Genomic DNA, 12624 nt, shown 5'->3' with positions numbered 1-12624 from the left:
CGTTACTCGTAGATGCGCGCGGCCGAAAGGATCATGGCGAACATCCGCCACTCCGGCACATCGGGATTTGCGCGGTTCTGGTTCGCGTACAATCCATCCATGTCATCTGACCAGGCCGCGGCGGCTTCCAGGAAATCGGCGAGCGTCGAGTTTTCCCACGAGCCCGGATGATTGCGGATCTCGTTCGACAACCGGCGTACGAATTCCGCAAACTGCTGCCGTGTCTCGATGGCCTCCACGGCATCGTCGTCAGTGTCGTCCAGATCAGGAAGCTCTGATTCGCTGTTCATGCGGAATGGCTGGATGGATGTGTTGGCCGGCTTCGGCTACGGGTTGAGGAGCGCGGAACGGCGGATCGATCGCAGTGCCAATCCGGTGAGCACCAGGATCAGGATCATCGTCCCGAGAAGCGCCAGCACGGGCAGCCAGTGGATCGTGCGACCCGCGAAGTCCGCTGTGGCCAGGCGGAGAGCGCTTGGTCCCTGTTCGTAGCAGAGCCATTCGGCCGTGCAGGCCGCCCCCATCACCAGCGAGGCCGCCGAGCGCCGCCGTGCGCCGTTTCCCGCCAGCCACGCGGCAGCAAACGTCAGCACCGCGCCGGCCGCGAGCACGGCGACCAGCGGACGGCGAGCCTCGCGCCGAAGCGAAAAGAACCAGTCGATCCAGTCGATAATCGTCAGAACCCGATGCCGGCTACGCGCGTCGCGCTGAAGCTCGTAGAAGCGGGCCGACGCGGCGCCCGTTCTCCGCATGACGAAAGTCCCTCGTCCGCCCTGGTCCAGCGATTCAGATCCACCGATCCAGGTGCCGGTAATCGTGTCGCCGTGACGGAAGCCCGTGAACCACGTTTCCGCGTCCACATAGCCTACGTGCAGCCCGACCTGGACCATATCGGCGGTCCGGTAGCCGATGCTCACGTCACAGTCCCTGGCTGCGTTGGGCGACGAACGCAGCGGGTTAGCCGGCTCTCCCGCAAAGAGTTCTTCGGGCAGGAACGCGCAGCCAGACTCGTATGGCGGCATCTCTCCGCGCGGAAGATTCCACTCGAACAGACGGGGAAGATCGCGGCTGAACACGATCTCTCCCATGATCGTGCCGGTGAGCGGCTGGCGTCGCTTGTACCAGTTCTCGGTGAGCTGCATGCGCACCTCCCACCGCCCCTCCAGATCGCGCGGCCGGTCGTCGCCGCAGCCGGTGCAGAGGAGGGCGGGGAGGAGCAGGAAGATCCGCGCAAACCGGGCGGCCATGGTCCCTCGGGTGGCGATGGCGGAGCGTTGATGATGGGTGCACCCATGGAATGCGGCAGCGCGGACTCCTCTGACGCGGATCATCGTACGCGGATGCCGAAGACCGGATCGAACAGCCGCGGACGCCTGGCAACCATGAATGGCGGGGGATAGATCCCGTGGGCTGGATTCCGTGGGTTGGATTCCGTGGGTTGGATCCAGTGGGATAGATCCAGTGGGATAGATCCAGTGGCGCGGGCCGCGGGCGCCGTTGAGCGGATGAATCCGCCGCTCAGAAAGCGGTAAGCCCCGACACGTGGCCGCTGTCGCGTCCACGTTCGGGGCTTCAACCGACTTGGCGGCCATCTCGGAGCATGCCGCGCGCTCCAGAGCCGCCTACCCAGTCCGCGAAGGCGGACTTCGTGCTGGTCCAGCGGCGAACTCATTCGCTCCTGGATGGCGGGCGCACCACGTTCCGGGGTTTGACCGGCACTTGCCGCCACAGTCCGCGCAGGCGGACTTCGCGCCGTTGTTGCCGCGACTTCAGTCGCCCCACCGAGGCTCGCCCCCGCACGAACCCCGCGTCAGCACTAGACCGCGCTCAGCCGAGGTAGTCGGCCATCCGGTCGATGAGTTCGTGGCCGGCGGAACGCAGGCTTTCGGCGTCGGCCGCGGCGGTGGCGACGGCGTCGGGAAGGGTGCTGTACATCCGTGCTCCGATGGTGGTTCTGATGCGGGCCAATCTACCACCCTGAAGGGACTTGCGGCACCCTGCGCGCCCTACTCGTCCAGGTCCTCGGCCTCGAGCGTGGCAAGGTCGGCGGCGGTGGGCGCGGGGATCACGGCGACACGGTTGGCGTGCCGCGCCAGCGCCCGCTCGAACAGATTCCGCACCGCGCGCGCGTTGGCGAAATCGGGCCCGCGCGCCGCGTGCAGGCCGGCTGCGCTCCGGACGCCCTTCGCCCTGGCTGCCGGGGTGAGGGCATAGCCGTTCTCCTCGGCCATGCGAAAGAAGATGAGCGCAAGATCGTCCGGGGAATAATCCGGAAACTCGACGAACCGGTTGAAGCGCGACTGCAGGCCGGGATTGCTGCGCAGAAACCGGCGCATGGGCTCTGTATATCCCGCGACCACCACCACCAGCTGGTCGCGATGGTCTTCCATCTCCTTCAGCAGCGTGTCCACCGCCTCGCGGCCGAAGGAGTCGTGGTCCGATCCGGCCAGGGCGTAGGCTTCGTCGATGAAGAGCATTCCGCCGAGCGCGCTCTGCACCGCCGCGCGCGTCTTGAGCGCGGTCTGCCCCAAGTACCCGGCCACGAGTCCGGCGCGATCCACTTCCACGAGCGTGCCGGTGGAGAGCACACCCAGCGCGCGGAAGATGTCCGCCAGCAGCCGCGCGACGGTGGTCTTGCCCGTTCCCGGGTTGCCGCTGAACACCATGTGCAGCGAGAGCGGCGGGGCAGGGAGCCCGTGCTCCAGCCGCATCTGCCGGACGCGGACCAGGTTGGCCAGCGTCTGCACCTCGTGCTTGACCTCGTCCAGCCCCACCAGTCGGTGCAGCCGCGCCAGCAGTTCATCCAGCGTCGCCTGCGTCTCGCTTCCAGCACCGGGGCCCTGCGCGGACGAGCCTGTGATAGTTGGCGCGGGACTCACGCCGGCGCCGTCCAGCACGCCGCGGAGGTGAGAGATGTGGCGGGTCAGCAGCGCGAGTTCGGCCTCCGAGCGCTCGTCGATGGAAATAACCGCAAGCCCGAACTGCTCCATCCGGTGCACCCACTGGCGGGCCGTGGAATTTCCCGAGGCGCGGTCCGCGCGCGCCACACTCTCCACGTACTCCGGCGTGCGCACGGCCCACGCGTTCACGTCGTCGCCCCCGGCCTCCGCGGCCCAGTGGCTCAGCAATCCCCGCAGGATATCCGGGTCAGAGCCCTCCGCTTCCTCCATGAAGGTGTGAAACACGGCTCTGATCGCCCGCATCTCGTCCTCGGAAACCTCGTCCGTCCCGGCCAGAAGCCATAGAAAGGCGAGCAAATGCTTGAGGGCTTCAAAACCCATGTGCTGCGGCGGAAGCGTGCGGGCCGCTTCGGGGGCAGAGCTGTATCCTCCCACGAGTTCGCCCATTGCTTCGGCGACGGCGTTGGGCTCCAGCGCGGGTGGGCGGCGGTCTGGTACGCCCGGGGCAGGCGGCGGAGACGACACGGTGGCGGGGGCGGCTTCGCGAGTCCGGCTGGCGGCCAGGTTCCGCCGGAACGCGGTCACGATCTCCACGAAGTTGCCCGCGAAACCGCGGTTCACGCTGCGCAGCACGAACGACTCGCCCCCGTTCAGCGCCACGTTCAGGCGGGTGCTGAACAGGCCGGACTGGACGGTGATGGAAGTGACCCGCGCGTACTCGATCAGAGTGCGCGCGGGCTGCTGGTTCAGGAGAATCCGGACGAGCGTCAGCCGCCGGTGCGAGGCCACGAGAACGCCTTCGCCTTCATCCGTCGCCCCTTTCAACAGATGAATGACGCGCTCATCCGGGTCCAGCAGAAGCGGAAGTGTCTGCCCGGCTCGCGAAGCGAGTGCGGCGGCCGCGCCCTGCGCGTGGCTGAGCGCGGCCTGAAGTTCGTTCAGCGTCGGCATTGATGCGGGGCAGGTGGTGCGATGGCAACGGCCGTCGCCGCGGCGGCGCGCCCAGCTGGTTGGCGCAGCCGATTGCGGGAGTCGTCCGCGGCGTACGGTGGATCAGCCGAACAGGTCCAGTTCGGCCGCGGTCTTCTTGCCACGCTTGCCGCCTGTCGCGGGCGGATCGGCGTCCGGCGCGGGCTCGGCGGACGGCTTGGCGCGGCCTCGCGGTGCGGACGGAGCGAGCGTTTCCGGCTCCGGCGGGCCGGGATCGGCTTCCGGCGCGGGCCTCGTCCGCTTTCCGCGCTTGGGCGCGGCGGCGGACGGCGGCTCGGGCGCGGGCGGCTCCGCAATCGGGAGCACGGGTTCCGGCTCCGCGGCCTTGGCCCGGCCGCGTTTCTTCGGCGCGGTGGCGGGCGCTTCGGCGATGGCGGGCGCCTCCGCCCCTGCCGCCTGCGCCGGTTCGGGCGCAGCGGGGGGCGTCGGCTCGGGCGCGGGCTCCTGCGCGGCGGCGGCCTTGGACCGGCCGCGAGCCTTGGGCGCGACGGCGGGCTCCGGCGTGGGGGCCGGTTCTGGGGCTGGCTCCGGTGCCGCTGCTTTGGATCCGGCGCGGCCCTTGGGTGCAGCCACGGACGCCGGCTGCGTGGTGGCATCCGGATCAGAATCGGCGCCCGACTTCTGCGCTTTCGTCCGTGCGCGTGCGGGCGCCGAATCGGGCGCGGCGGCCGGTGCGTTAGGCGGCTCCGGTGCGGCTGCAGGCTCCTGCGCCGCAGCCGGTTCCTGCGCGGGCGCCTTGCGGGCGCGTCGCGGGGCAGGGGTGGGCGCTACGCCTGCGTCCACGGGAGCGGACGTGGAGGCGGGTTCGGGCGCAGGCACGGGCTCGCTTGTCGCCTCGGGAGCGACATCTGCCGCGTTGATCGCGTCGCGCGTGTTCTTTCGTCTGCGGCTCAGCGGAGGCGCGATCGGCTCCTCGATGATCATCTCGTCCTCCGGCACGGGCATCTCGCCCGGAAACAGCTCGGCCTCCACGGCCAGCGGCGCCGGATCGGCCGTCGCCTTGCCCGCGCCGGCCGCCTCGGACGAGGCAGCCGCGGAGCGGGATTTGGAGCGCCGCGAGGGAGTCGTCGCGCCGGACGCGGGTACATCGGCGGCATCTCCCGGCGGAGTCGCGGCGAGATCGGCGAGCAGGTCAGGCGCGTCCTCGGCGATCAGCAGCGGCTCCCGATTATCAGCGTCGGCGCCCTCGATCCACGAAGCATCACTGTCCGCCAGCGAATCGCCATCATCCGAACGCACCTCATCGTCCCCCTGCGCGGCAGCGGCGTCCGGCTGCGAATCATCACCCGATTGCGCGTCCGTGTCGGCAGAGGAGCCGGGGTTGATCGCCGCGGAACCGCTTTCGGCGGCGTCGGCGATCAGGTCGCCGGGAAGGTCGCCGTCCGCGCTGTCCATGGACGTGTCGGGCCCGCGTTCCGGCGCGTCGGGCGGCGGCGGAATGTCGTCGGGCGAGCCGGGGACGTCGGCGTCGCGCTCGGCCAGCGGCGTCACGAGGACGATCTTTTCGCTCCGTGCCAGCTCCAGCACGGATTCCGGGCCGGCGTCGCGCGGCAGCAGCGGAACCGCGTCACGGCGAACGCGCCGCGGCGGCCCGGCGGCCATCACCGCGTTCAGGTCGCCGGACAGCGGCAGCATCGCCACCACCTCGCCGAACTCCTTGCCGGTGGCCGAAATCACCACGCCCTTGCCGTCGCGCTTCTGCAGCGGCAGTTCATCCATCGCGAAGCGCTTCCCCTGCCCGCGCACGGTAATGATGCCCAGCGCCAGCCCGGGCTTTCCCGCCGCCATACCCGCGAGCGTTTCGCGCGCGTCCAGCTTCATCCCGCGCACACCCTGCGTGGCCCGGCCCATCAGCGGCACGTCGCCCTCGCCAAAGCGGATGGCGCGCCCGCCGCGGCCGGTGAGCACCACTTCCATCTCCCCGTCCGTCAGCGCCACGGACAGCAGCCGGTCGCCCGCGCGCAGGCTGATGGCCTCGATGCCGCCCGCGCGGATCTTTCCGAACTGGTCCAGCGTGGTCCGCTTGACCGTTCCGCCGGCCGTGGCGAAAAGCGCCGTCCGCTCCGCGCTGAACTCGCGCACCACCAGCACCGCCGCGATGTCCGCGTTCTTCGCGAGGTCCAGCAGTTGGTGCAGCCGCTTGCCGCGCGCGCGCAGTTCCGGCTCCGGCAGATCGCGCACCTCCAGCGAGTACGCCCGGCCGTCCGTCGAGAACACCAGCAGCGCGTCCTCCGTGCTCGCCACCAGCACGCGCTCAAGGTAGTCCGCCTCGTACTCCGTGCCGATCAGCCCGCGCCCCGTGCCCGCCGCGCGCTGGTAGACGGGCATGGGAATCTGCTTGACGAAGCCCTCGCGCGTCAGCGTGACGACGACTTCTTCCGCCGCGAGCATGTCCTCGATGCGGACGGCCTTTTCGTTTTCGAAGATGGTCGTGCGCCGCGCGTCGCCAAAGCGCTCGCGCATCTCCAGAAGCTCCGCGCGGACGACGGCCACCTGCGCCTGCGGGCTCGCCAGCAGCGCATCCAGTTCGCGGATGCGGCTCTCCAGCTCCGCCAGCCGGTCGCGCAGCTCGCGCGATTCCAGCTGCGTCAGGCGGGAAAGGCGCATGCTCAGGATCGCCTCGGACTGGCGCTCCGTAAGCTTCAGCTCCTTTTCCAGCTTGCGCGCGGCGGTTTCGCGGTTGCGCGAGCCGCGGATGATGGCGATCACCTCGTCGATGCGCCGCAGCGCCACCAGGATGCCCTGAAGGACATGCGCCTCGTCGCGGGCGCGCTCCAGCTCCCAGCGCGAGCGGCGGACGACGACCTGGACGCGGTGGTCGCGAAAGCGCTCCAAGATCTCCAGCAGCGTGAACTCGCGCGGAACGCCGCGGTCCAGCGCCAGGGAGATGACGCCGAAGGTGGTCTGCAGCGCCGTCCACTTCAGCAGCCCGGCGTAGACTTTGGCCGGGTCCGAGCCGCGCTTGAGCTCGATGACGATGCGGATGCCGTCGCGGTCGCTCTCGTCGCGCAGGTCGCTGATGTCGGCCAGCTTGCCGCTGCGCGTGAGCTCGGCGATCTGCTCGATGATGCGCGACTTGTTGGTGCCGTACGGAATTTCGGTGACAATCAGCTGTTCCTTGCCGTTGCGCCGCGATTCCTTGTACATCCGCGCCCGCATGATCACCCGGCCGCGCCCCTTGGCGTACGCGTCGCGAATGCCCTGCGTCCCCACGATCAGCCCGCCGGTGGGAAAGTCCGGCCCCGGCAGGTGCGCCATCAGGTCATCCAGCGTGCAGTCCGGATGATCCAGAAGATGAACCGCCGCCCGCACCACCTCGCCGATGTTGTGCGGCGGCATGTTGGTGCTCATCCCCACGGCGATGCCGCTGCTGCCGTTGATGAGCAGGTTGGGGACGCGCGCGGGAAGCACGCGCGGCTCCGTGAGCCGGTCGTCGTAGTTGGGGGCGAAGTCGACGGTGTCGCGGTCGATGTCCGCCAGCATCTCCATCGCCACGGCGGACAGCCGCGACTCCGTGTACCGGTACGCCGCCGCCGCGTCGCCGTCGATCGACCCGAAGTTGCCCTGCCCGTCCACCAGCGGGTAGCGCAGGCTGAAGTCCTGCACCATGCGCACGAGCGAATCGTACACGGACGCGTCGCCGTGCGGGTGGTACTTGCCCAGCACGTCACCCACCACCGTCGCGCTCTTCTTGTACGGCCGCGTGGGGATGAGCCCCGCCTCCGACATGGCGAAGAGAATGCGGCGGTGCACCGGCTTCAGTCCGTCGCGCACATCGGGAAGCGCGCGCTGCACGATGACGCTCATCGAATAGTCGATGAACGATTCGCGCATCTCGTCTTCAATGAGCCGCGGAACGATGCGGTCGCGCTGCGTGGGGGTGAGGATGGCCATCAGCTGCCTTCAGCCGCCGTGCGGGCGGACGGAGTCGGATTGGAAGAGCGTGGAAACGTGCGTCCCCGCGCGGCAAAGCGCCAGCGTGGACGCCGGGAGATACCCCGCGGCGGCCCTGCGGTTCGGATTTTATTCGGTCATCATGCAGGTCCGGCGCGCGGCCCGCAATCTGCCCGTCCGTCCAGGCGAAGAATCCCCCGTGAACCGAGACGGAGCGTTGACGTGAGCGAAACCGGACTGCCCCCCGCGCTGGTCATCGAGCGGGTGGTGCTGCTGGGATACATGACGTCGGGCAAGAGCACCGTGGGGCAGGCGCTTGCGCGGCGGCTGGAGTGGGGTTTTCTGGATTTTGACGTGGAGATAGAACAGCGGGAAGGGCGCACCGTCAAGGAGATCATCGCCACCGACGGCGAAGACGTCTTCCGGCGGATGGAGGCCGCGCTGACGGACGAGGCGGCCGCGCGCCCCGGGCTGGTGCTGGCGCCGGGGGGCGGATGGATTCTGCGCCCGGAGCAGCTGGACGTGCTGGGGGCGACCACGCTTTCGGCCTGGCTGCGCGTGTCGGTGGATGAAACCGTGCGCCGCCTGCGCGCGGATACGATCGACCGCCCGTTCCGCGGCCACCCCGATCCGCGCGCGATGATCGCGCGGATGCTGGCGGAGCGCGACCCGCTGTACCGCCTGGCGGATGTGTCGATTCCGGCGGAGGGGCGCACGCCGGAAGCGATCGCGTTCGAGCTGGAGACCATCATCCGCACGCGGCGCGAGGTGCTGATTCCGTTTCCGCTCGTCGATGAGCGCGCCCCGCACGACCCCAACGAGCCGCGGGAACGGCGGCGGTCGCCGTCGGCGTAGGCGGCGGGACGGGACGGGGCGGGACAGGGCGGGACAGGGCGGGACAGGGCGGGACAGGGCGGGACAGGGCGGGACAGGGCGGGACAGGGCGGGACAGGGCGGGACAGGGCGGGCGGGGAGGATTGGATGCTTGCTGCGAGGTCACGTGTGGCCGCGGGCTGGGGCCCTCACCCCGCGTGCTGCGCACGACGACCCTCTCCCACGAACGGATGTGGGAGAGGGAGCACACACCAGTGCCGTGCGTTGTGGATGAGTTGGCGTGGGCGGACGGTGTGAGGCCCCTCCCCCCGGCCCCTCCCCGTGCAAACTGCCGCACGGAGAGGGGAGGGCGGCAACTTCATCTCGCCCCGGATCGTGCCGATGCGCGGAGAGGCCCCCTCTCCCCGGCCCTCTCCCCCGCTCCGCGGGAGAAAGGGAGACTTCATCGCGTAACCGAACTGCGGCGCAGGTCGCACACCAACGGCGCTGTTGAAGCCCCAAACCGGACGCGCCAGCGGCCGGTGTCGGGGGTTTCCGCTGTTTGAGCGGCGGATTCATTCGCTCTCGCGGGGGAGGAGTGGGCCGGTGGTGCCGGCCCGGGTGGGGGCCGCGCTGAGACCCGCCTACCGACGATTGTGCTTTCTTCCGCAACTCGTCTCAAAAGGATAGGTTGAGCGGGCGGGTGCGTCCTGGAACCCCGGCGTGGGTTTTGGACTCGCGGGGTGCGCCTGCTCGGGTCCGGAGCGGTTCCATCGGTGAGCCGCGCGGAATCAGGCTCTCCATCCATGAACGAGGGTAGGCGAATGCGGAAGCTGAAGCTGGAAATCGACGATCTCGCGGTAGAATCGTTCACGCCGGCGGTCGGGGAGGGCGAGGCGGGAACCGTGCGCGCCAACATCACCGCGTACTACGAACTCTGCCACGCAGACCAGACCGCCGAAGCAACCTGTACCTGCGAGCCTACCTGCAACGCGCAGACGTGCTACAACTGCAGCGCGGCATGCGGCACGGCGAACTGCGGCACCAATGATCCGCGCATCTGCGAACGCCAGTCGTTCCCCATGACGAACTGCGAGTACTGCTGATCGAGCAGCCCCGCACCTGACGCCCCGGACGGCGCCCGCGTCGTCCGGGGTTTGCCGCTTGCCGGGTGGCGAAGCCCAGACGCTCCGGAAGCTGGCGATCCGCCTCAAGTCATCGACCCGACGACATCGCGTTCACGCAGATGAAGCCTGTAGCCGTACCGTGAGGCTTTCCGTTGTCGCGGCAACTTCAATTGCTCCCGCACCGGGCTGCTGCCGTTTCTTCCGCAACTCGTCTTCAAAGGATAGGTTGGGCACGCAGGTTCATCCTGAGACTTCAACGTGGATTGAGGACTCATGGATGCGCCGGCTGTCCGGTGGGTCATCGGTGAACCGCGCCGGATCAGGGTTTCATCCTTGCACGAGGGTAGCGGAATGCGAAAGCTGAAGCTGGAAATCGACGATCTCGCGGTGGAATCCTTCACACCGTCGGTCGGGGAGGGCGAGGCGGGAACGGTGCGCGCCAACATCACCGCGTACTACGAACTCTGCCACGCAGACCAGACCGCCGAAGCAACCTGTACCTGCGAACCCACCTGCAACGCGCAGACGTGCTACAACTGCAGCGCGGCCTGCGGTTCGGCGCGGTGCACGGGCGGATGCAACACCACCCACGAACTGCAGACCATCGTGCTCACCAACTGCGATCTCTGCTTTCCCTGATCGCTCCGGCCGGCTTGCCCGAAGACGGCTGAACCCGCGCGGCTGCGAGCTGAAGTCGGTATCCACCCAAGCAGTTGAAGCCCCGAACATCGCGTGCAGCGCGGTGTGTCGGGGCTTTGCGCCGTTGGAGCGGCGGATTCATCCGCTCCAGATATTCACCGCCGCGCCCAACTCCGCTTCCCGCGCCGGACTTTCAGCCCGCCCAACCCTCCCCCAGTCTTTTTTGGGGGAGGGTGGGTGAGTAATGCGAACCCGGGTGGGGGCCGCCGTGGAGCCGGCCCCCCGCGCCCTCTGCCCCGGCGTTGACCCGGCTGATAGATTGTCCGCCGTTGATCCACGGGACCGAAGCCACCAGAAGAACGCCATGAGCAATACAGATACGTCGCGCTTCATCTACGTCATGAAGGAACTGCGGAAGGTGGTTCCCCCCAACCGCGAGATCCTCAAGGGCATCTGGCTGTCGTTCTACCCCGGCGCCAAGATCGGCGTCGTGGGCAGCAACGGCAGCGGCAAGAGCTCGCTGCTGCGCATCATGGCCGGGGTGGACAAGGACTTCAACGGCGAGGCGTGGGCGGCCGAAGGCACCCGCATCGGCTACCTGGCCCAGGAGCCGGAGCTGGATACCGCGCTCGACGTGCGCGGCAACGTGGAAGAGGCCGTCAAGGCGCAGCGCGGTGTGCTGAGCCGCTTTGAGGAGGTCAACATGGCCTTCGCCGAGCCCGACGCCGACTACGACGCGCTGCTGGACGAGCAGGCCCGCCTGCAGGACGCCATCGACGCAGGCAACCTGTGGGAGCTGGACCGCAAGATCGAAATCGCCATGGAGGCGCTGCGCCTGCCGGCCCCCGACGCGCGCGTCGACAACCTGTCCGGCGGTGAAAAGCGCCGCGTCGCGCTCTGCAAGGTGCTGCTGGAAGAGCCCGACATCCTGCTGCTGGACGAGCCCACCAACCACCTGGACGCCGAATCCGTGGCGTGGCTGGAGCACCACCTGGCCGCGTTCACGGGCACCATCGTCGCCATCACCCACGACCGCTACTTCCTGGACAACGTGGCGGAGTGGATTCTGGAACTGGACCGCGGCGAGGGCATTCCCTGGAAGGGCAACTACACGAGCTGGCTGGAGCAGAAGCAGGAGCGCATGCGCAAGGAGGAGAAGCAGTCCTCCAGCCGCCAGCAGACGCTGGAGCGCGAGCTGGAGTGGGTGCGCATGGCGCCCCGCGCGCGGCAGGCCAAGAGCAAGGCCCGTCTGCAGAGCTACGAGCAGCTGCTGAACGCCGACCAGCGCGAGCGCACCTCCACTGCCGAAATCATCATCCCCGCCGGGCCGCGCCTGGGCGATGACGTGGTGATCGCCGACAACGTCAGCAAGGCCTTCGGCGACCGGCTGCTGTTCGAGAACATGAACTTCCGGCTTCCGCGCGGCGGCATCGTGGGCGTGATCGGGCCCAACGGCGCGGGCAAGACCACGCTGTTCCGCATGATCACCGGCAAGGAAGACCCGGACGCCGGCGCACTCAAGGTGGGGTCGACCGTGAAGCTGGCGTACGTGGACCAGAGCCGCGACACGCTGGACGGCGAAAAGACGGTATGGCAGGAGATCAGCGCCGGCGCCGAGCAGCTTGAACTCGGCCGGTTGAAGGTGAACAGCCGCGCGTACTGCGGATGGTTCAACTTCAAGGGATCTGACCAGCAGAAGATGGTGAAGACGCTTTCCGGCGGCGAGCGCAACCGGGTGCACATGGCCAAGGTGCTCAAGGAGGGCGGCAACCTGATCCTGCTGGACGAACCCAGCAACGACCTGGACGTCGACACGCTGCGCGCGCTGGAAGAGGCGCTGCTGGACTTTGCGGGCTGCGCCGTGGTCATCAGCCACGATCGGTGGTTCCTGGACCGCATCGCCACGCACATTCTGGCGTTCGAGGGGGAGAGCCAGGTGGTGTGGTTCGAGGGCAACTACCAGGACTACGAGGCCGACAAGAAGCGACGCCTCGGCGCCGCCGCCGACATCCCGCACCGCATCAAGTACAAGAAGCTCGTGCGTGCGTGATGGATTCCGATGCTGCCCGGGCGCGCGGCTCGGGCAGCATCCGTCGTTGGTGCTGGGAAGGCAGACGCGGCGGCCGGATCTCCTGAGCGGATGAATCCGCCGCTCAAGAAGCGGTAACCCCCGACTCACGGCCGCTGTCGCGTCCGTGATCGGGGCTTCAACCGAGCTTTGTCTGATCACGTTCTGAAGCCCCGACCCGGCGTGCGAATCG

9 protein-coding genes are annotated in these 12624 nt (G+C 68.7%); 4 read left to right on the top strand and 5 right to left on the bottom strand.

Annotated features, from left to right (window positions below; genetic code table 11):
• Positions 1-2: 2 nt before the first annotated feature.
• From HNQ61_RS15545 to gyrA, 5 genes are all read right to left on the bottom strand, one after another.
• Positions 3-290: a DUF7660 family protein gene (locus HNQ61_RS15545; protein WP_170034948.1), complete on the bottom strand. Its 288-nt coding sequence runs from the start codon at positions 288-290 to the stop codon at positions 3-5.
• Between the two features lie 36 nt (positions 291-326).
• Positions 327-1247, bottom strand: a complete 921-nt coding sequence (locus tag HNQ61_RS15540) for a hypothetical protein (protein WP_170034949.1) — start codon at positions 1245-1247, stop codon at positions 327-329.
• A gap of 580 nt (positions 1248-1827) precedes the next feature.
• Positions 1828-1968, bottom strand: coding sequence for a hypothetical protein (locus HNQ61_RS28290; protein ID WP_170034950.1), 141 nt, complete (start codon positions 1966-1968; stop codon positions 1828-1830).
• A 38-nt stretch (positions 1969-2006) separates the two neighbouring features.
• Positions 2007-3851 (bottom strand): AAA family ATPase, encoded by a 1845-nt coding sequence (locus HNQ61_RS15535; RefSeq protein WP_170034951.1) that lies wholly within the window; start codon positions 3849-3851, stop codon positions 2007-2009.
• Positions 3852-3953: 102 nt separating this feature from the next.
• On the bottom strand, positions 3954-7784 hold the full coding sequence (gene gyrA, locus HNQ61_RS15530; protein ID WP_170034952.1) for a DNA gyrase subunit A: 3831 nt from the start codon (positions 7782-7784) through the stop codon (positions 3954-3956).
• Between the two features lie 222 nt (positions 7785-8006).
• Between gyrA and HNQ61_RS15525 the strand changes: the two genes are divergently transcribed.
• The 4 genes from HNQ61_RS15525 to ettA all read left to right on the top strand — a co-directional run bounded on the left by HNQ61_RS15525 (position 8007) and on the right by ettA (position 12413).
• Complete coding sequence (locus tag HNQ61_RS15525; RefSeq protein WP_170034953.1) at positions 8007-8639, top strand: shikimate kinase; 633 nt, start codon at positions 8007-8009, stop codon at positions 8637-8639.
• Positions 8640-9421: 782 nt separating this feature from the next.
• Positions 9422-9703 carry a pinensin family lanthipeptide gene (locus tag HNQ61_RS15520; RefSeq protein WP_170034954.1) on the top strand — a complete coding sequence of 94 codons (282 nt, stop codon included), beginning with the start codon at positions 9422-9424 and terminating at the stop codon, positions 9701-9703.
• Positions 9704-10075: 372 nt separating this feature from the next.
• Positions 10076-10363: a pinensin family lanthipeptide gene (locus HNQ61_RS15515; RefSeq protein WP_170034955.1), complete on the top strand. Its 288-nt coding sequence runs from the start codon at positions 10076-10078 to the stop codon at positions 10361-10363.
• A gap of 364 nt (positions 10364-10727) precedes the next feature.
• The gene (ettA, locus tag HNQ61_RS15510; RefSeq protein WP_183685705.1) at positions 10728-12413 is read left to right on the top strand and encodes an energy-dependent translational throttle protein EttA; all 1686 of its coding nucleotides are present in this window, start codon (positions 10728-10730) and stop codon (positions 12411-12413) included.
• Positions 12414-12624 lie beyond the last annotated feature (211 nt).

Source organism: Longimicrobium terrae (genome assembly GCF_014202995.1).
GTDB lineage: Bacteria > Gemmatimonadota > Gemmatimonadetes > Longimicrobiales > Longimicrobiaceae > Longimicrobium > Longimicrobium terrae.
Note: the sequence above shows the minus strand (reverse complement) of the source record. Positions and strands in the feature narration are given on the sequence as shown.